The sequence below is a fragment of the Exiguobacterium sp. KKBO11 genome, assembly GCF_001644945.1.
In the GTDB taxonomy this organism is placed as follows: Bacteria; Bacillota; Bacilli; order Exiguobacteriales; family Exiguobacteriaceae; genus Exiguobacterium_A; species Exiguobacterium_A abrahamii.
Genome location: NZ_LUCU01000011.1, coordinates 1229947 through 1247806 on the forward strand (window position 1 = coordinate 1229947; position 17860 = coordinate 1247806).

22 protein-coding genes and 1 pseudogene are annotated in these 17860 nt (G+C 46.4%); 13 read left to right on the forward strand and 10 right to left on the reverse strand.

Annotated features, from left to right (window positions below; genetic code table 11):
* Window positions 1-8 precede the first annotated feature (8 nt).
* Window positions 9-680, forward strand: coding sequence for a response regulator transcription factor (locus AYO36_RS06420; protein WP_064299827.1), 672 nt, complete (start codon window positions 9-11; stop codon window positions 678-680).
* Window positions 677-1984, forward strand: coding sequence for a HAMP domain-containing sensor histidine kinase (locus AYO36_RS06425; RefSeq protein ID WP_064299828.1), 1308 nt, complete (start codon window positions 677-679; stop codon window positions 1982-1984). Before AYO36_RS06420 ends, AYO36_RS06425 begins: the two co-directional genes overlap by 4 nt.
* Window positions 1985-2151: 167 nt before the next feature.
* Here AYO36_RS06425 and AYO36_RS06430 read toward each other — a convergent pair whose 3' ends face one another.
* The 5 genes and pseudogenes from AYO36_RS06430 to AYO36_RS06450 all read right to left on the reverse strand — a co-directional run bounded on the left by AYO36_RS06430 (window position 2152) and on the right by AYO36_RS06450 (window position 6766).
* Window positions 2152-3852, reverse strand: coding sequence for an ATP-dependent nuclease (locus AYO36_RS06430; protein ID WP_064299829.1), 1701 nt, complete (start codon window positions 3850-3852; stop codon window positions 2152-2154).
* A gap of 59 nt (window positions 3853-3911) precedes the next feature.
* Window positions 3912-4703: a phosphotransferase gene (locus AYO36_RS06435; protein WP_064299830.1), complete on the reverse strand. Its 792-nt coding sequence runs from the start codon at window positions 4701-4703 to the stop codon at window positions 3912-3914.
* Between the two features lie 99 nt (window positions 4704-4802).
* A pseudogene (locus AYO36_RS06440) lies at window positions 4803-5327 on the reverse strand (P-loop nucleotide/nucleoside kinase family protein); the annotation flags it as partial.
* Window positions 5328-5339: 12 nt separating this feature from the next.
* Complete coding sequence (locus AYO36_RS06445) at window positions 5340-5750, reverse strand: toll/interleukin-1 receptor domain-containing protein (protein ID WP_064299832.1); 411 nt, start codon at window positions 5748-5750, stop codon at window positions 5340-5342.
* Window positions 5747-6766 carry a serine hydrolase domain-containing protein gene (locus AYO36_RS06450; protein WP_231884656.1) on the reverse strand — a complete coding sequence of 340 codons (1020 nt, stop codon included), beginning with the start codon at window positions 6764-6766 and terminating at the stop codon, window positions 5747-5749. The genes AYO36_RS06445 and AYO36_RS06450 overlap by 4 nt, the downstream gene beginning before the upstream one ends.
* Window positions 6767-6910: 144 nt before the next feature.
* Between AYO36_RS06450 and AYO36_RS06455 the strand changes: the two genes are divergently transcribed.
* Both AYO36_RS06455 and AYO36_RS06460 read left to right on the forward strand, forming a co-directional pair.
* A complete protein-coding gene (locus AYO36_RS06455; protein WP_064299834.1) occupies window positions 6911-7858 on the forward strand; it encodes a sigma-70 family RNA polymerase sigma factor in 948 nt (315 codons plus the stop codon).
* A gap of 14 nt (window positions 7859-7872) precedes the next feature.
* Window positions 7873-8310 (forward strand): GNAT family N-acetyltransferase, encoded by a 438-nt coding sequence (locus tag AYO36_RS06460; RefSeq protein WP_064299835.1) that lies wholly within the window; start codon window positions 7873-7875, stop codon window positions 8308-8310.
* Here AYO36_RS06460 and AYO36_RS06465 read toward each other — a convergent pair.
* Window positions 8302-8685: a GNAT family N-acetyltransferase gene (locus AYO36_RS06465; protein WP_064299836.1), complete on the reverse strand. Its 384-nt coding sequence runs from the start codon at window positions 8683-8685 to the stop codon at window positions 8302-8304. The genes AYO36_RS06460 and AYO36_RS06465 overlap by 9 nt on opposite strands.
* Window positions 8682-9347 (reverse strand): HAD family hydrolase, encoded by a 666-nt coding sequence (locus AYO36_RS06470; protein ID WP_064299837.1) that lies wholly within the window; start codon window positions 9345-9347, stop codon window positions 8682-8684. The genes AYO36_RS06465 and AYO36_RS06470 overlap by 4 nt, the downstream gene beginning before the upstream one ends.
* A gap of 39 nt (window positions 9348-9386) precedes the next feature.
* On the opposite strand from AYO36_RS06470, the gene AYO36_RS06475 reads away from it, so the two are divergent.
* Together AYO36_RS06475 and AYO36_RS06480 are read left to right on the forward strand one after the other, a co-directional pair.
* The gene (locus AYO36_RS06475) at window positions 9387-10232 is read left to right on the forward strand and encodes an alpha/beta fold hydrolase (RefSeq protein WP_064299838.1); all 846 of its coding nucleotides are present in this window, start codon (window positions 9387-9389) and stop codon (window positions 10230-10232) included.
* Window positions 10229-10918: an alpha/beta fold hydrolase gene (locus AYO36_RS06480; RefSeq protein WP_064299839.1), complete on the forward strand. Its 690-nt coding sequence runs from the start codon at window positions 10229-10231 to the stop codon at window positions 10916-10918. Before AYO36_RS06475 ends, AYO36_RS06480 begins: the two co-directional genes overlap by 4 nt.
* Here the strand turns inward: AYO36_RS06480 and AYO36_RS06485 are convergent.
* A complete protein-coding gene (locus tag AYO36_RS06485) occupies window positions 10880-11743 on the reverse strand; it encodes a sensor domain-containing diguanylate cyclase (RefSeq protein ID WP_064299840.1) in 864 nt (287 codons plus the stop codon). The genes AYO36_RS06480 and AYO36_RS06485 overlap by 39 nt on opposite strands.
* A gap of 137 nt (window positions 11744-11880) precedes the next feature.
* Window positions 11881-12399, reverse strand: coding sequence for a DUF4256 domain-containing protein (locus AYO36_RS06490; protein ID WP_064299841.1), 519 nt, complete (start codon window positions 12397-12399; stop codon window positions 11881-11883).
* 197 nt (window positions 12400-12596) lie between these two features.
* Between AYO36_RS06490 and AYO36_RS06495 the strand changes: the two genes are divergently transcribed.
* From AYO36_RS06495 to AYO36_RS06505, 3 genes are all read left to right on the forward strand, one after another.
* Complete coding sequence (locus tag AYO36_RS06495) at window positions 12597-12989, forward strand: hypothetical protein (RefSeq protein ID WP_064299842.1); 393 nt, start codon at window positions 12597-12599, stop codon at window positions 12987-12989.
* 109 nt (window positions 12990-13098) lie between these two features.
* A complete protein-coding gene (locus AYO36_RS06500; protein WP_064299843.1) occupies window positions 13099-13788 on the forward strand; it encodes an ABC transporter ATP-binding protein in 690 nt (229 codons plus the stop codon).
* A 62-nt stretch (window positions 13789-13850) separates the two neighbouring features.
* Entirely contained in the window at window positions 13851-14819 is a 969-nt protein-coding gene (locus AYO36_RS06505; protein WP_082874175.1) for an LLM class flavin-dependent oxidoreductase, read from the forward strand.
* 121 nt (window positions 14820-14940) lie between these two features.
* On the opposite strand, the gene AYO36_RS06510 is transcribed toward AYO36_RS06505, so the two are convergent.
* Window positions 14941-15669: an SDR family oxidoreductase gene (locus AYO36_RS06510; protein WP_023468374.1), complete on the reverse strand. Its 729-nt coding sequence runs from the start codon at window positions 15667-15669 to the stop codon at window positions 14941-14943.
* Window positions 15670-15754: 85 nt separating this feature from the next.
* On the opposite strand from AYO36_RS06510, the gene AYO36_RS06515 reads away from it, so the two are divergent.
* The 4 genes from AYO36_RS06515 (at window position 15755) to AYO36_RS06530 (ending at window position 17728) form a co-directional block, all read left to right on the forward strand.
* Window positions 15755-16198 carry a hypothetical protein gene (locus tag AYO36_RS06515; RefSeq protein WP_064299845.1) on the forward strand — a complete coding sequence of 148 codons (444 nt, stop codon included), beginning with the start codon at window positions 15755-15757 and terminating at the stop codon, window positions 16196-16198.
* Between the two features lie 285 nt (window positions 16199-16483).
* On the forward strand, window positions 16484-17026 hold the full coding sequence (gene amaP, locus AYO36_RS06520; RefSeq protein WP_064299846.1) for an alkaline shock response membrane anchor protein AmaP: 543 nt from the start codon (window positions 16484-16486) through the stop codon (window positions 17024-17026).
* 15 nt (window positions 17027-17041) lie between these two features.
* Window positions 17042-17248 (forward strand): DUF2273 domain-containing protein, encoded by a 207-nt coding sequence (locus AYO36_RS06525; RefSeq protein WP_035397250.1) that lies wholly within the window; start codon window positions 17042-17044, stop codon window positions 17246-17248.
* Window positions 17249-17290: 42 nt separating this feature from the next.
* Entirely contained in the window at window positions 17291-17728 is a 438-nt protein-coding gene (locus AYO36_RS06530) for an Asp23/Gls24 family envelope stress response protein (protein ID WP_023468370.1), read from the forward strand.
* Window positions 17729-17860 lie beyond the last annotated feature (132 nt).

Below are 17860 nucleotides of genomic sequence, written 5' to 3' on the forward strand. Positions count from 1 at the left end.
GGAGGACGATGGTAACGATTTTGATTGCCGAAGATGACCGGAATGTCCGTCTACTATTAGGTGAGACACTCCGGTCCGCCGGCTTTACGGTGATTGAAGCGAGAGACGGGAAAGACGCCCTCGATCAACTCGATCAGAAACACGTCGACCTCGTCGTGACGGATGTGATGATGCCGCACGTCTCAGGAATCGAACTGGTTGAGCTGCTACGTGAATCCGGGTACGAACAACCTGTCTTGATGTTGACAGTGCTGGATTCCTTTCAGGATAAGGAAGCCGGATTCACGACCGGTGCCGATGATTATATGGTCAAGCCAGTTGATTTGGACGAGCTATTACTGCGGATCCGAGCGCTGTTACGCCGGTCAAAGATTGTAGCAGCACAAGAATTAATCGTCGGCGCCCTGCAACTACGGATGACGGACGCAACGGTCGTAACGCCTCATGGTGAGATACCGTTACCACAAAAGGAGTTTCAACTGCTCTATCGCTTGCTGGCACACCCGAAGCAGATTTTTACGCGTCAGCAGTTGATGGACGAAATTTGGGGATATGATGTCGAGAGCGACAGTCGGACGGTCGATGTCCACATCAAGCGGTTGCGTGACAAGTTCAGCGCCTATGATGATTTTACGATCGAGACGGTCTGGGGACTCGGTTATAAGGGAGTGATCCAGTGAAACGCTTCGTCCGCTCGATCTCTGGTCGCTTTTTCGTCATCCTCTTCGGTTTATTGTTACTACCACTGCTGTTACCGTTCATCATGACGGTCTGGTTCCAGTTTCAAGAAGTCGATCAAGACCTAAATAATCAATTGCAACAACGAACGGATCAGATTGAACGATTGATGCAAGACCAAAACCTGTCGTTCGCTGAGGCGAGTCAGTATATGGATCAGTCTTTGATTGAGACGACACAATACACGTCGCTCAATCAAGTACAATCATTATCGTCGTCAGAACGTGACCAGTTACAGCAAAAGGATGAAATCACGATCGATGGAACGTGGCTCGAACCGTCGCAATACATTCGCCAAACGAAGACAGGATATCTCGTCTCGACACCGATTGCCGGACAACGCATCCTTGACGGATTACGAACGTCAGCTGGAATCGGTATCGTCATCACGATCGGCGTCGCCTTCATCCTGACCTGGCTTGCCGTCACGCTCGTGACACGACGGATTCGTCGCATCAGTGAAGCGGCGATTGAAGTGACGAACGGGAACTATGATGTCTCGATCAAGGAAGGTGGAAATGATGAGGTCGCACTCCTCGTTGAAAACTTCAACCACATGACCGAAGCACTGCGACGAAACGACCATCTCGCAAAGGATCTCGTCGCCTCGATCTCGCATGAGCTGAAGACACCGATTGCTTCGATTCAAGGATTTTCTAGGTTATTACAGACAGAAGAAAACTCGGATAAACGGCAGCAGTACTTGACGATCATGGAGCAAGAGAGCACCCGTCTATCACGCTTGACTTCGAATCTCGTCCGCTTATCGCGGCTTGATCATCAGACGATCATCGAGCGGAAAAGGTATCGCCTTGATGAACAACTTCGGACATGTCTTTTACTACTGGAACGACAGTGGACGGAGAAATCACTTCGACTGAAGCTTGATTTACCAGAAGTGTCCGTCGAGTGGGAGGAGGAACTGATGCAGCACGTCTGGCTCAATCTGCTTGAGAACGCGATTCGGTTTTCGCCAGAGTCGGGAGTGTTAGAAGTGACCTTAAGTGAAGGAGAGAACATTCGCGTCACGATCCGTGATGAAGGACCAGGAATCGCAGAACAGGACTTACCGTACGTGTTCGATCGCTTTTATCAAGGCGAACAGTCACGAGCGAATGAAGGACATGGTCTTGGATTATCGATCGTTAAACGAATCATTGATTTACATGATGGTGAGTTGACGATTAGGAATCATTCGGAGCAAGGCGCAAGAGTGATTGTTAGAATGATAGAGGAAGAAAAGTGAAAAAATGAGTTGAAATTAATAAAAATAGACCCAAATGTATTTCATTAAAGACAATATACATTATAATTGGTCTATTTTTATATTTTTTTTTACACATTTAAATTTTATAGATTTTATGAAAAACTATAAGAAATTTATATAAGAAATCCTAATCTTTTAAAAAATCTTTATTTTGTAGCCTTTACTTTAGTCTCTTCTTGTATTTTTTGTACAATTAAATCTTCAAATAATAACTCATAATCTTTTTCTCTTTGAATTTCCATAAAATTAGGTGATAGAGTACTAGCACTTTTGGATATGATTTTATCAAATAATTTTTCAATTAAACGTTTAGTTTCTGCATAAGAACTCTCTGGGTCTGCATTCAAAATTTCAAAAATTGTTTGTGTTTTTTTATCATTTGAAATATCGCCAATTCCTATAGCATTTTCAAAGTTTGATATAGAGCAAAAAACATTAATACCTGAACGGGACCCTTTTTGTTGCATAATTTTTTTACAATTTGTTTGTTGTGCTTTTAAAGTTGTAGATGAAAATCTTGAATGATTATCTACGTCATGCAGTATATCGTAACTGGATTTGAACTGATTTAAAATTTTCATTAAAGTACAAATTGTAGATTTTCCTCTTGCTCTAATAATATGAAGATTAATATTTTTATTTTTTGCTAAGTGCTTAAAAGCAATATATTCAGTATCGCCTTCGACAACAATAATTTTATCTGCAAAGAAAAACTCATTGACGTATGAATCAACATAATTCAATATTTTCATATTTTTAATATCGTCTTTATCGAAGTTTTCTTTTTCAGATTTGTATAATTGTATCGCTTGATGTTCACCCACACGAAAAACTTGAATTGAAGTATGACCTTCAGACAAATCAATAAGAATTGGAGAGTGAGTTGAAATCATTAATGGCATTGTTGAACCAATTGAGTATAGTGAACTACTAAGTGCGCGGACAGCCTCAGGATGTAAAAATGCTTCTGGTTCATCAATTAGCAATAATTTATTTTCCCTATCTCCTAGTAAATTTTTTTGAATCATGTTCTGTATTAGATATATTAAGCTCATTCTCTGTAATCCAGTCCCTTGATTTGTTAAAAGCATTTTTTCTTGTTGATGATTTTTAATTTTTACGCTTGAATTTGTTGATTTTAATAAATCATTCGAAGAAAACCCTTCTGTCTCTCCTCCAATTACTTCTAAATGCAGATTATCGTTTGAAAATAAACTCTGTAAATTAGTTGATACATCTTTGCTTACTTCATTAAGTATTTCATCAGTATTTAATTTTAACTTTCGAAGAAATTCAGGGTAGGATTGTTTAAGTTTTTTATACTCTTCCGCCAATTCAATTAAATGATCTTCATGTTGATCCTCATCGGTTCTTTTTAAAGACTCTAATTTTTCTAAATCGCTTTTTATTATTTCGGAATATATATTGTGTATTAATTCATCAATATCTTCAGGTAACATCGATGGAGTGATATAAAACGGCTTATTATTTAAAAGTTCTTCTAAGATTTGTTTTAAAGGGTGTTTTTTATCAATTTCAATATTGTCTTTGTCATAAAATTTTGGAGCAGCATCTTTTTTATATTTTTTAATAAATACATAATTTTCATTTTTAATATTAAATTCTGCTTCAAAAATTATTTCTTCAGTTTCTTTAGAAAAACAGTCAGTTGAAATAGTTTTTGCTTTAGTTTCATTTTTAAAGAAGCAAAAGATAGCTTCAAGGATAGTAGACTTACCTGTATTATTTCTACCAGTCAGAATAGCTATTGAATCTGTAGAAAAATTAATTGTAAATTTCTTTTTAAATACTTTATAATTCGTAACACTAAAATTTATTAAACGCATTTAAATATTCCTCCATAGTTAAATTTATTGAGTTTTAACTTTATGATTTTTTTGATTTATTATTTTATAAACCACTTCTCCCCATGTTCCGCGATGAAACGGTATTCCGCGCGGTAATGTGTATCGTGACCCTCTTCTTTCATCTTGACAAAGGCAGCATCACCGTCCGCAGCTCTTTGATCAATCAACAGATAGAGGGCTTCGACGCGCAACAATAACATGGATAGAAGTTCGGAACGCGGTCCTTCATAGCCATACGCATCAAGGAACCGACTCACTCGCTTGGCGAAACGTGTGTCATCTTGCTCTGGTGAATAAGCAAGAACGGATCCGTCAGGTGCTTGTCGTATGCGGCTAAGCGGAACGAACGTATAGAGCGTGTAGACGATATCCCAAGCACGTGGACCGGGTGCTGCGAGGTCAAAGTCAATCACGCCACTCAGTTTTTGATCCTGAAAAATCGTATTGTAGACGGCAAAATCGTTGTGACAGATGACTTCGTATGGAGTCGGGGTATTGAGCAACGGTGCCCAGTTCGGTGAGACGTCGAAGTCGACTGTCGCGTCATGATACTGGCGCATCAGACGTGCGACATCGTCCAATACGTCATCATGCCACATGTATGCTTTTAGGGGATAATCGGCCGTTTCGCCAGGGAGAAAGGTCAGGATCTCTCGATTTTGTTCGTCGATGCCGACGAAACGCGGAACACCGGATAGGCGTTTAGCTTCTAAGTGGCGTAATAACCGTTGGACGTTGTTGCTGTTCTCTTTTTGTGAGCGATAGACATGCTCACCTTTTTGATAGACAGCGGAGACATTTCCACCAGTCAGTCGTTGTTCTTCAGACATGAGTGTTCCTTCTTTCTTTTGTAATCGGTTACATATCGGCTAGTCTTTTTGCATGCGTTGATGAAGAAGCGGGTGCTTTACGCACGATTGTCATGTTGTTCAATCAGTCAATACCGCATCGCAGAGAGCATCAAGCGACGGATTCGTGACATGGTCGAGGAATGTGTCAACGTCTTCCGTCGAACGAAGACGAACGATTTGGTCCGCTTCACCTGTAACTGGCGGCTCGATTCGTTGACGCTGATAGATGTCGTAGTACGACGAGTCGCCACGAATCTCTCGTCCATCGCGTTTGGAGTGAGTCAGTCGGTCTGCAATTGTCACTTCGGGTAAATCGAACCAGACGAGGATCGAGCGGAACGTCGAACGGGAGAATGGATCTAATAATTGTTTCCGACCGGTCTGCGTGGTGTTGGCATTACATAAGATGATGGTCTCAACGGAAGACGTGATTGCCTGTTCGATCAACCATCCCGTCAAGTCATGTTTGATCTGATTCGGTCCTTCTGTTGGAACGAGGTCCGGATAATGTTCGAGCAAAAAACGTGCTTGAAGATCCTGATCGATGACAAGGCTTGCTGGTAGACGTTGAGCAAGCTGTCGTGCGAACGTCGTTTTCCCGGCATGGGACGGTCCTCATGATGTCAGTTGTTCTTCCGGTAAGCAATCAGCGAGAATCTGCGCGAGCCAATCTTCTTTCGTTCCGAAGCAAGAGGTCGTCCGTCCGATATGATAAAACGTACTGGCCAATGGTCCGGTGAAGTAGGTCGCATCCGGCATGCATAAGTAAATCGGGCGATTCGTCGCGAGCGCAATCCCGAGTTCGACGTGACTACTTTTCCCTGCTGGTAACACGAGGACGAAGGCGTCCGCTTGTTGCACGGCTTCGAATTCAGCAAGACCAATCTTTCGTAATGCTTCGGGATCCTCTGCCCGATCATTCATCGTCCAGTCGTATGTTACATCGTGTCCACGCAAGCGGAGTTCATCGCGGAGCCAGCGGACGGTCAACGTGTGATCAAAGCGAGAAGCAATATAAAGGTTCATGTATGGATTCCTTTCTCAAGTAAAAGTTGTTCGATGGCCTGAACGAGCGCGTAGGCTCCGTTAGACGTATTCGATAAGACGGTGACGATCGTTTTCGATTGTGGATAATAGGCGGAATGAAAGCTGACACCCGGGTCGTAACCCATAATGTGCCACTTCTCGTGTGTGGCATCGAGTCGTTTCAGCCAGACGCCGTAACCATAAGACGCAACATCGTTGACTTTGACGTGGGGATGAAACAGTTGCGCAGTCATCGATTCGGACAGCAACTGACGCGTCAGAAGACTTCGCCAGAAACGTTCCATGTCTGATGCTGTGAGGAAGGCACCGCCATCTGGTCCGCCAATGATCGGTAACGCATAGTGGTTCGTTCGCCACGTACCGTCTTCATTCTCGATATGGCCGGTGGCTGTATCCGCCGGCAGGGAATCGAGTCGGAAGTAGCCAGACTGCGTCATTTGCGCACGAGTGAATAATTCGTTCGTCACGTAATCCGCGAAGGGTTGTTTCGTCAATTGTTCGATTACGAGACCGAGCAGGATGTATCCCGCATTGTTGTAATGAAAACGTTCGCCTGCAGTGAACTGTCTTTTTTGGTCCTGAAACAACGGTAAAAAATCGATGGGACGACGCAAACGGTACATTGGGAGATCTTGAAAGACCTCCTCGAAATCGGTCATCGTCGCTTCGTCAAAATAATCACCGATGCCTGACGTATGAGTTAACAGATGATGTATGGTCACGCTGTCTAGATCGATTCCTATGTCCGGTAGAATCGTCGCGACGCGTTCGTCGAGTGCAACCTTTCCTGCCTCGACTAACCGTAAGATGGCGACCGCCGTGAAAAGTTTTGCACCAGAGGCAATTCCGAATCGCGTCGTTTCTGTATTCAATACACGGTAGCGCCGATGTGCGAATCCGTTAGCATGACTAAAGATTTGTTCACCTTGCTGGTGGATGGAGACCGCCCCTTCGAGATGCATAAGCTCCGGTAAAGCAGTGAGTTTCTTGTACACGTTCATCATCCTCTCTGTTTCCCATCCTATCGAATTCATTCATGCAAGAAAAGGGAATTATAAGAAAAATTTGAAAAAAATGAAACTTTTTAAACGTGTCGCGTATCTAATAGGGGAGTGATTGCAAAAAAGGAGGATGCCGATGTGTTTCGAAAGTCAGGTGCAGCATTATCCGACGCTGCTTTTGAAGCAGCTTTATTCGCAGAAGAAGACTATGTGTACCGTATTTCCTTCATTTATCTGAAAGAGGAGGCGGCAGCGCTTGAGAATGTCCAAGAGGTCGCGTACCGGGCATGGCGTGGACGAAAGAGTTTACGGGATGCTTCGTATTTTAAGACGTGGTTGACGCGCATCACGATGAATTGCGCTTTCCAGCAACATCGAGCGTCGTTTCAGCCGCTCGCGATCGAACCCAGTCAAACGACGTCGTTTGAAGAGCGTCTCGTCGATCGCTTGTACTTGGACGATTTACTGGATGTCCTCGAGCCGACCGAGCGATCAATCGTCTACTTCCGGTATGAAGAAGATTTGTCATTGCAAGAGATTGCGCAAACCTTCAATGTGCCACTGAGTACGATCAAAAGCACGTTGTACCGCGCACTCGAGAAAGTACGACGACAGAAGGGGATGAGTTCTATGAATCACGAGCCAAAAATCTTGATCGACGTACCGTCATCTGTCAGGCAACGGACAATCCAAGGTATCCGCAAAGCGAAACGGCGACGGCGCTCGTTACAAGCTGCTTGTCTCGCTGCCGGTCTGACGATCATCGGCTTTAGTTCCTTGCATGAGACCGTTCCCGAGCAATCGTCGCAATCGATGGTCGTCGGCATGTATTATGATGAACAGTTATACACGGTAGCCAAAAAAATTACGGATACAGATTGGCAACAGCTGAAAGGGAAGCGACTTGGCGTCACGGATGATGTCTTGACTGATACGCAACTGGAACAGGACACATCTGATTTTGCGTCGAACCTCGATGCGTTTACCGTGTATCAAGTCAAGGACGATCCGGTATCTGAGCACGTGCTGGTCGTCGGTCAGGAAGAGGGTCGAGAACGGGTGATGATTCTGTCGCCCACACGATAAGGGGGGAGAGAAATATGACCATCCGGTCTTGGACAACAGACGATCTACCACAATTGGTCGGATTGATGACGCAACTTGGTTATCCGGCAAGCGAGGACGTCTTACGCGAACGATTTTCGCGGGTCACCCGTCATCCGGATTATGAATTGCTTGTGTTAGAAGACGACGATATTCTTCTCGGCTGCGTCGGTCTGTTTCAGGCGCAAGCGTTCGAGCATGATACGACCTATGTCCGAATCGTCGCGTTCGTCGTCAACGCGAAACATCGTCGGCAGGGAATTGGGCGCCGTTTGATCCGAGCAGCGGAAGACTGGGCGCATGCAAGAGGAGCAACTGCCGTTTTACTGAACAGTGGTAATCGACCGGAACGCGAAGCAGCCCATCACTTTTATCAATCGATGGGCTACAGCGTGACGAGCACGAGTTATTCGAAATCACTCGCTTCATCGTGATTTACGGAAACCATGGAAAGCACGAAATTCTTGTTGTTCATAAAAGGAAGCAGCTTGACGGGTTGCCAGGAGATCGATCCGCGTCGGATAGGTGAGTTGCAAGTGATCGAGTAACTGTTGTCCGTACCCACGCTTGCGTGCGTTTCGGCTGCCGAGGAGCTCACAGACGAACGTCGTCACTGAACCGTCCGTTAAAGCTCGGACATAGGCAAGGATTTCTCCGTCAGACTCAAGGACAAAAGCGGCATTGGCATTCATCCACGCGTTGCGGGTCCGCTCTTGATCAGCGACGAGATCCTGCCACCCTTCTAATGCGTTCAATCGATGAATCTGCTCAAAATCGTCAGGCTGGAAACGGCGAATCTGTTCCGTCATGGCTGGTTCTCCTTTCGTATCAGGTCTTGGAGTGGATCAGGTAACTGGCACCAGTCCGAAAATTGCGTGTCGGTCAATGGAACATCGCCTGTGCGCTTCCAAATCGCCTGCATGCCGAGGGCGCGCGCCGGTAAGATGTCGTGGTCGTAATTGTCGCCGACATAAAGGACTTCGTCCGGGCGAACACCTAAACGGTCCGTTAAGCGCAAGAAAAATGCCGGATCCGGTTTACGGACGCCTTCTTGTTCCGAAATCCCAATCTGCGTAAAGGAGGGAGACAGTCCGATGGCGTCACAGACGGCACGTTGGAACGTCGTCCGACCGTTCGACAGTAAGCCGATGGGTAGCTCAGGCGGTAATTGCGCAAAAAAGGTGTCGACTCCCGGAAAGCTCCGGGCGAAGATCGGGTAACGCGTCATGTAGTCATGTAGCAGTACTTCAACAGAAAGCGACAATTCGAAGCGACGAATCATTTCGGCATAGACGACGTCCTTCCAGACGCGACCGTCTTGATCAAGCAATAAGAACGTCGTGATGTAGTCGTCGATCGGAACATGCGCAACTTCACTAAAACGTTGATGCTGATCCCGAAGGAAACAGGGAAGAGAACCGGACCGGTCATGTAACGTCTCGTCTAAATCAAACAATAAAGCACGAATCAAGGTAAACACCATCTTTCAAAGTATAGAGGAGTGATTATAATGGAACGAATTATGCAACATCAGGGAAAACAAGTGACGTATTATGATGACGGTTCGACAGGTCGACCGTTGTTACTCCTACCCTCGCTCGGTGGGACGTATCAGGACTGGGCGGACATTCTGACTAAACTGACACCGAACTACCGCGTCGTCAGCTTTCATCCGCACGAATGGTCGAATGATTACATCGACGGGACGACTGGCATCTTACGCCAAATCGACCAGTTCCTTAACGTGATAGATATCACGACTCCAGTCACACTCGTCGGTCATTCCTATGGTGGACTCGTCGCTCAAGCTTTTGCTTTACATCATCCAGAACGCGTCGCCGGTCTCGTCCTCGTGGATGCGACGTCCATTGATTTAGCAGAACTCGATCAGCTTGATACACCAGTGCTCGACCGAGAAGGGGATGACGCTGTCTGGATCGATCGGTTCGAAGAACTATCAAAAGCAACTGATTTACGTGACCGTTTCCCGGACGGGGATGACCGCACGGATTGGAACCCGGCGTATTACCGGTCGATGCATGCGATCATCTCGCAGTGGAAAGCTGATGCGAAAGATCTTCAACCACGCATGCGCGATCTCGGTGTTCCGTTGACCGTTCTTGGACGGGACAAAGCGCAGTCAATCGAGACGATGATTGCTGCTGGTTTTCCAAAAGACGAACTGGAGCGGATGGAAGAGAAATGGCAGGAATTGATTCAGCGACAGGCGAATCTATCCTATCAGGCGAACGTGACGTTCGTTCCGGGAACATCGCACCTGATGCATCGCGATCGTCCGGACGTCATCGTAGACGCGATATTGACACTACATCAATTTAAGGAGTTTACCGTATGACACGTATGTATGTACTACATGGTTTAATGGGAACGGCAGCAACACACTTTGCACCACAGCTATCTGCTTTAGCGGATGATTTTACGTTCATTCCGATTGATCTGCCTGGTCACGGAATGACGACGGAGCCGGCAACGGAGGATTACTTATCACAAGCAACACGTGCCATCCGCGAACGGATGGCACAGGAAGGTCCAGGATGGATTCTCGGGTTGTCGCTCGGCGCGACGCTTGCGATGAAACTGGCGCTCGACCCACCGGACGAACTCGAAGGTGTATGTATCACGGGTTTTTCACCATTCATTCCTAAAGCGATGGAACCGCTGATGCGCGAACAACGGGAGTTTTTCCTTAACCTCGAACAGCAGGCACCGGAGATTGCCGACCAATTCGAGCAGTTGCATGGTCCTGCCTGGAAAACGACGGCGCGGGCAGTTCTGGATTTGATGACGTTCCGTTTCCCGGCACTGACGGAAACGATGCTGCAGTCGATCACCTTGCCGGTCATCATCCTAAATGGAACGAATGAAACATACGAAGTCGACGCAACCGCGTTCGTTGCGGAACATGTGCCAAACGTCATCGTCTTACCAGTCGAGGGAGCGGGGCATACAGCGAATCTCGATCAACCGGAACGCTTTAACACCTTATTGCTTCAAGCGCATCAATCCATGCTGACGACTTAAGCGTTCGTTTATCTTCTCTTGATACATCTGTTCATCTGCCTCATGCAGGACGTCGTCGACACGGCGTCCTGTTGTTGTATGAACGGCACCGATTGCGAGCCCGATTTCGTGCGTCGCGAACGTCGAGCGAACGTGTTCGACGAATCCCTCAAACGTCTCAATCGACGGACTCTCATCAATCAAGACGAATTCATCACCACCGATCCGGTAGCCATGATCTGTCAAGCGGCGGATGCAAAGTCCAGTTTGTTCAAGCAAGGCATCACCGACCGCGTGACCGAACCGATCGTTGAGTTCTTTTAGTTCATTCAAGTCAAGCAGAATCAACCCATAAGTCGTCTTATCTTGATCGAGCGTGCGGACAGCCTCGTTGAAGGCATGGCGATTACCAAGACGTGTCAAAGCATCGATCCGGTATTGATCAAGCAATGCCTGTTGTGATTTCAACTGCTCGTCAATGTTACGGATCACCCCTTGGATGGCAACGATCTGTCCATTTTCACGAATTGGTGTCGCATATTCTTCGAACCAGATGTACGTTCCGCCATTCGTCCGCCAGCGTTGCCGAAACGGCTGATCGTAGTCACAGTCGCCCGAAATCTTCGACATCAAGACTTCGATGTCTTCCGGATGAATCCGCGCGAAACACTCGTCTGGATCCATGTAGCTAGCTGCTGCCACGCCTTTCCCCATATGGTCATCGAGGGAAGGACTGATATAACGAAACCGATATTCCGGCTGCACTTCGAACACGTAGAAGATATCTTTACACAATGCGATCGTATCCGGCTGTTGCTGGCGGAATAACCGGAAACTGATCAACATGAGAAGACCACCTACAATCAATCCCAATACAAATATGACGTCCACCTCCTCTATTCATCGACCATCATATCATAATTGGGTTTTATTACCTATAATTTACAAAAAACACTCCACTTTAATCGTAGAGTGTTTTTTGATTAGTCTAGCTCAATGCAGACACGAAATCCTCGGCTCGCATAATAGGAATCCGCCCCGTTGTGATAGATGAACGTCGTCTCATAACGACGATCTCCGAATAAGGCGCCACCTTTTTGACGAATCACGTCCGGCGTCGCAAGCCAACTGGAGGTTTTTTCGTCAAACGAAAACTGCGTCTGCAGTGTTTGATACTGTTCTGGTGTTAAGAGGTGCACCTCTAGCGTCTCAATCATCGACTCGACACTTGCGGCAGGCGCATTTTTCTTTCGACCAAGCCGAGCGGATTCGTCCAGACAGACACTTCGACGACCAGACGGACTCTCTTTGACAGTGTCGACGATGACGAATCGTCCATCAAGGGTTACGACATTCGGCTCTCCGCCTGTCTGTTCCATCCAAGCGAGGGCTGCTTGTTTCGAAGACGTCAGTCGTGACTCGACCTCGTCATACGAAAGACACTCGTGGCGATCAGGAGTAGCTTCAAAACGATCACGAAAATTCGTGAATTGGTCCTCCATCGGTAAAACCTCACTTTCCTAGTCCATTTTTTCCATTATTCAATGAATCCGCTTCCAGTGCAATCGTTTAGTGACTGAATAAGTCAATCTGAAGACAATTGACAAATGAAATCGGACTGCCTACACTAATTGTACATATTCGGTTTCTGTCGCGATTGCGCGAACAGGAACGACATTCAGGAGAGGAGCCCAACCGTATGCGCTGGATCAGTTATGCGGCTGTTGTGACGATTCTTTCGTTCTTAGCGTTCACAGCGTATTCGTTCTTGACGACGATCGACTTTGAGATCGTCTATCAGTTCGGAACGTTTGCGATGACGTTATCCTATTTTATCTTTGGTTTACCAATGTTGTGGATTGTTCGCCACTATCCGTTAACCCTTCGTCTACTCATCTACGTGACGACGAGTGCTGTCGTCTTATTTCTATTCATCGGTCTATATGAAGCGTGGCATGATGCATCGCTGTCTCCGCTACCACCAACCGGAAGCATGATTCAGTTCACGGCTCTTGCCTGTCTATTATTCGTTTTACCGTATGAGATCGTCTATCGTAAAAATTTCGTCTCCATTCAACCACGTGTTTCTTGACAGTATTCTTGTTCTTCAAGAATGCTGTTTTTTATTTTCTTTCATTTAGAAGGAATTCCCAATAAATTCTTGAATAATACGTTATCACGAATATATGGAGGGTTTACATATGGAAGGAACATTTCAATGCAAACAAATGGGAAAATCATTTTCGGGAGACGGAGTCGAGACACATGCGTTACAAGACATCGAAGTGACGCTTGAAGCAGGTGACTTCATCTCAATCATCGGTCCATCAGGTTCTGGAAAGTCGACGTTACTCAGTCTAATCGGAACGCTTGATCGTCCGACGAGCGGGGAGTTGCATTACGACGGAAAACCAATCAACAAATTAAACAGCAAAGAACTATCCGACTTCCGGTTCGAGAACATCGGCTTCATCTTCCAGCAGTTTCATTTGATTCCGACGCTGACGGCGCTTGAGAATGTCATGGCGCCTTTGTTCGGTCGAAAAGTACCATACGATAAAAAAGAACGCGCCGAGCAGTTACTCGCGCAAGTCGGTCTCGCCGATAAAGCAGGCAGTTTGCCGTCGCAACTTTCCGGTGGACAACAACAACGGGTCGCCGTTGCCCGAGCACTTGTTCATGAACCGAAATGGTTGCTTGCCGACGAGCCGACAGGGAACCTCGATACGGATACGGGAGAAATCATCTTCAATCTCTTACGGTCATTAAACGAAGAAAAAGGCTGCGGCGTCCTGTTCGTCACCCACGATCCGACACTTGCCGAACGGGCGAACCGAACGATCGAGATGCGAGATGGCGTCATCATCGAAGATCGTCTCGTGCGAGTTTGAGCCTCGTTTTTGAACTCCGTTCCTCCACCCTTTACACTGATAGGGTAGAGGAGGAATGCGTGATGCGACTAGGAATACTGGATCAAGTGCCGTTACATGAGGGCGATACGGTCGAAGCGACGATGGAAGCGACGGAACGACTCGTCTTAGAAGCCGAGCGACTCGGTTACGAACGGTACTGGTTCGCCGAACATCATAATACGAACGGGTTGCTCAGTGCGGCACCGGAGTTGTTCATCGCCCGAATGGGTGCGAAGACGTCAAAAATCAAGCTTGGTTCAGGTGGAGTGTTGTTGCCGCAGTATCATCCACTGAAAGTCGCCGAGAGCTTTGCGACGCTTGATGCGTTTTATCCGGGGCGGATCGAACTCGGGATCGGTAATTCTCCGGGCGGGAGCGAACGGACACGACTTGCGTTGACGGATGGAGAGAAAAATCGGGCAGCTGAGTTTAGTCGACTCGTCAATGAAACGGCGGGTTTCTTAACAGACGGTTTATCGAATCGACACCCATACCGGATCGTCAAGACTACACCGCGTGACCGTCAACCGTCACCGATTTCGATCCTTGGTCTGTCGCCACGTAGTGCGCGAATTGCAGCAGAACAAGATCGTGGTCTCGTTTTTGGTCACTTCATCAATCCGGATCGTTGGGAAGAGACGCTCTCGACATATCGCGAGGCAGGTGGGAAGAACGTCATCGTCTGTGTCTTCGTCATCTGTGCCCCGACACAAGAAGAGGCCGAACGGCTCGCTCGGACGCAAGATGCTTGGATTCAAGGCGTCCGACTCGGGAATTCGATCGTTCCGTCGTTTACGACGACAGAAGCAAAGGTCTGGAATGACGTTCAAGTAGAACGGATTCGTAAAGATCGCCGACGGACGATTGTCGGAACACCGGATGTCGTTGCGCAAGAGCTTGAGGCATTAGCAACCCGTTATCAAACGGATCAATTTTTACTGATTAACAATGCCTTTGATCAAGAAAAACGATTGCAGTCGTACCAGCTCATCGCGGAGCGACTACTCTAAACATAACAGGACCCCTCGTTAGCTGTTTGGCTAATGAGGGGTCCTGTCTACAAATCTACAAATCTACAAATCTACAAATCTACAAATCTACAAATCTACAAATCTACAAATCTACAAATAATTAACGTTGAGCCGTTGGACGAATCAAGATCTCGTTGATCGCAACATCCTCTGGTTCGTTAACGGCATAGGCGATGGCACGCGCAATCGCGCTCGCATCGATGGCTTTTAAGTCACCAATTCCTTGTTTGATCTCGTCATCCGAGATATGGTCCTTCAGTTCTGTATCGACCGCTCCCGGTGAGATGATCGTTGCACGGATGTGATTGTCAACGGATTCTTCCTTACGAAGACCTTCCGTGATGGCGCGAACGGCGAATTTCGTACCACTATAAACGGCGCTTGACGGCATGACTTCGTGACCTGCGACGGACGAGATGTTGATGACATGTCCGCTTTTTTGTTCGCGCATGTACGGCAAGACGGCTCCGATTCCGTGGAGAACACCTTTGATGTTGACGTCGACCATCGTATTCCATTCATCCTGTTGATTCTTGTGGAGGTGTGATAGTGGCATCAATCCAGCGTTATTGACGATGACATCAACTGAGCCGAACTTGTCTTTCGCAAGCTTAGCGAGTGCATCGACTTGCTCGCGATCCGTGACGTCCGTCACTTGATAGACGGCTTGACCACCTTCTGCTTCAACGGCTTTGACGAGTTCTTGCAAACGATCTTCCCGGCGTGCAGCAAGAACAAGTTTTGCCCCTTGTTTTGCAAGTTCTTTAGCGGTTGCTTCCCCAATCCCGCTTGATGCTCCTGTAATGATGACGACTTTATCCTGAATCATCTGAACTCCTCCTTTTGAATAACGTACTCCCTGAAAGGTATTGCCGCTTTTATTGATTTAAAAACATTTTGTAGGAGGTTGCCTCGTGAAACAACAAACGTTTATTGGTATAGTGCTGATTAGTTTAGGATTACTCTTCTCGCTGGATCCTTTCCGCCATCAACCACCAGCACCTGACGTGACGATTGAAAATCGTGAAGCAAAGGTGTACTTAGGAACGTATACGTGGTCGGGAATTTTTTTAGGGGAGACGGCTGATACAAAGATCGGACCAGTTGAGCAAGTAGAGGATAAACAAGGTGAACGCGTTGCACCGGAAGAACAGATGTCGATTCTTTTTCGAAATGGTCCGCATCCAAAAACTGTTGCCGTTGAGTTATGGTCCGTTGCAAATGGAAAAAAGCTTAAAACGTTTCAGGACGTAGAAAATATCACTTTACCAACGACCCGTGGAAAATATGTCTATCAGATTAGAGCAGGGTGGGAAGAAGGAAACGGTTATTTTGCCATTCCGATTGAAGTAGAATGATCATTTTTCAAAAAACATATTGACGAAGTATACGGGAAATGATAAATGAATTAGATTGTTGACCTCTTTTTAGTTGAAAGAGGTCTTTTTTCGCTAAATATAGTAAATAATCCACTTATTTCGTTAATTATAGTCTGAATAATCAGAATATATGAACATTTTAACAAAAGTGTATTTAAATGTTTCGGGTTCGAATGAACGGGAATAAAAGCACCATACACATAATAGTTCATGTGTTGAATCACCTGGGTGAAAGAAGTTAACAATCGTAAAGGAGAGGTGCAGATGAATGGGTTCAATCGATTCTTACTCGTCATCATAGGCATACTCGGACTCGTCAGTGTCGGGCTGCTTGTGCTCGGTGTGTATGATGTTCCACGGCTCAGTTCATTGATTGAGCAGTGGCAGGATCAGCAATGGTATAGCTATACCGTTCTATCCATCGGAGGATTTTTAGCATTCGTATTCGTCATTCTATTATTCACAGGATTATTCAGCCGCTCGAAAGGTCAACGTCTGTTGATTCAAACGGGTGACGGAACGATCACGATTTCGAAGGAAACGATCGAACGGACGGCACTGGAGTCGATTCGTGGGGTTGGTGGCGTACGGACACCGCGTGTCCATGCCGATATCCATTCGAAAAAAGAGACGGTTGCTTTAAAAGTCGACTGCTCAGTCTTCGGACAAGAGGGACTGCCGACGATCGCGAAGGATATCCAAGAACGCGCTAAACAAGCCGTCGAATCCTTACTCGAGTTGCCGGTCACGAGTACGAAGGTCACAATCAGTGACACGAAAACAAAAACATCGGAACGTGTCGTCTAAGAGAGGAGAGGGAACATGAAGACAAGGGAAGCACTTTACCCGTATCGGTTCCGACTGATCGGAGGACTTGTCGGTCTAATCCTCGCCATCTTATTCTTGACGATTGGCTTTGGTCCGACAATTCTCATCGTTGCCTTCGCAGCGATCGGATTCTTGATTGGGAAGTGGCGCGATGGTGCGCTCGATATCGAAGGGTGGATTCAGTTCTTTCAACGGGACTGATTCATATATATCTAACTACACATTCAAAAGGAGAGATTTCAAATGGCAAACGAAGTAAACACAACAACTGAAAACGAAGTGGTACGCGAGAATAAATTGACGTTCGAAGATCAAGTCATCAAAAAAATCGCAGGAATTGCGTCGAATGAAGTGACAGGCATCTTGTCAATGAGTGGTGGATTCATGAGTGGACTGACGGATCGTCTCCGGAGTTCGGAAGACATTACGAAAGGAATCGGAGCAGAAGTCGGCGAACGCCAAGTCGCACTCGATTTGAAAGTCATCGTCGAATACGGTAAAAACATTCCGTCAATCTTCCAAGAGACGGTCGCTAAAATCAAAAAATCGATCAGTGATATGACAGGACTTGAAGTCGTCGAAGTCAACATGCACGTCGAGGACGTCATGACACGCGCTGAATTTGAAGCAAAAAATAAATCGAACAACGAACAAGAAGAAAAGAGCCGCGAACTGCAATAAGGAAGTCAAAAGATCCGACGAACTCGTCGGGTCTTTTTTCATGTGTTCATAACATGACTTCCTCTCTAAAATAACGGTTGGATGGGTTACGATAGATATAAGAAAAGAATGATCATTATCTAAGGAGGCATC

Coding starts and splice junctions, on each gene's coding strand:
- AYO36_RS06445 (WP_064299832.1), bottom strand. CDS start 5,750: ATGAACCTTTATATTGCTTCTCGCTTTGATCACACGTTGACCGTCCGC.
- AYO36_RS06505 (WP_082874175.1), top strand. CDS start 13,851: ATGCGACTAGGAATACTGGATCAAGTGCCGTTACATGAGGGCGATACG.
- AYO36_RS06485 (WP_064299840.1), bottom strand. CDS start 11,743: ATGTTGATCAGTTTCCGGTTATTCCGCCAGCAACAGCCGGATACGATC.
- AYO36_RS06525 (WP_035397250.1), top strand. CDS start 17,042: ATGAAGACAAGGGAAGCACTTTACCCGTATCGGTTCCGACTGATCGGA.
- AYO36_RS06495 (WP_064299842.1), top strand. CDS start 12,597: ATGCGCTGGATCAGTTATGCGGCTGTTGTGACGATTCTTTCGTTCTTA.
- AYO36_RS06500 (WP_064299843.1), top strand. CDS start 13,099: ATGGAAGGAACATTTCAATGCAAACAAATGGGAAAATCATTTTCGGGA.
- AYO36_RS06530 (WP_023468370.1), top strand. CDS start 17,291: ATGGCAAACGAAGTAAACACAACAACTGAAAACGAAGTGGTACGCGAG.
- AYO36_RS06480 (WP_064299839.1), top strand. CDS start 10,229: ATGACACGTATGTATGTACTACATGGTTTAATGGGAACGGCAGCAACA.
- AYO36_RS06510 (WP_023468374.1), bottom strand. CDS start 15,669: ATGATTCAGGATAAAGTCGTCATCATTACAGGAGCATCAAGCGGGATT.
- AYO36_RS06460 (WP_064299835.1), top strand. CDS start 7,873: ATGACCATCCGGTCTTGGACAACAGACGATCTACCACAATTGGTCGGA.
- AYO36_RS06430 (WP_064299829.1), bottom strand. CDS start 3,852: ATGCGTTTAATAAATTTTAGTGTTACGAATTATAAAGTATTTAAAAAG.
- AYO36_RS06490 (WP_064299841.1), bottom strand. CDS start 12,399: ATGGAGGACCAATTCACGAATTTTCGTGATCGTTTTGAAGCTACTCCT.
- AYO36_RS06475 (WP_064299838.1), top strand. CDS start 9,387: ATGGAACGAATTATGCAACATCAGGGAAAACAAGTGACGTATTATGAT.
- amaP (WP_064299846.1), top strand. CDS start 16,484: ATGAATGGGTTCAATCGATTCTTACTCGTCATCATAGGCATACTCGGA.
- AYO36_RS06465 (WP_064299836.1), bottom strand. CDS start 8,685: ATGACGGAACAGATTCGCCGTTTCCAGCCTGACGATTTTGAGCAGATT.
- AYO36_RS06435 (WP_064299830.1), bottom strand. CDS start 4,703: ATGTCTGAAGAACAACGACTGACTGGTGGAAATGTCTCCGCTGTCTAT.
- AYO36_RS06420 (WP_064299827.1), top strand. CDS start 9: ATGGTAACGATTTTGATTGCCGAAGATGACCGGAATGTCCGTCTACTA.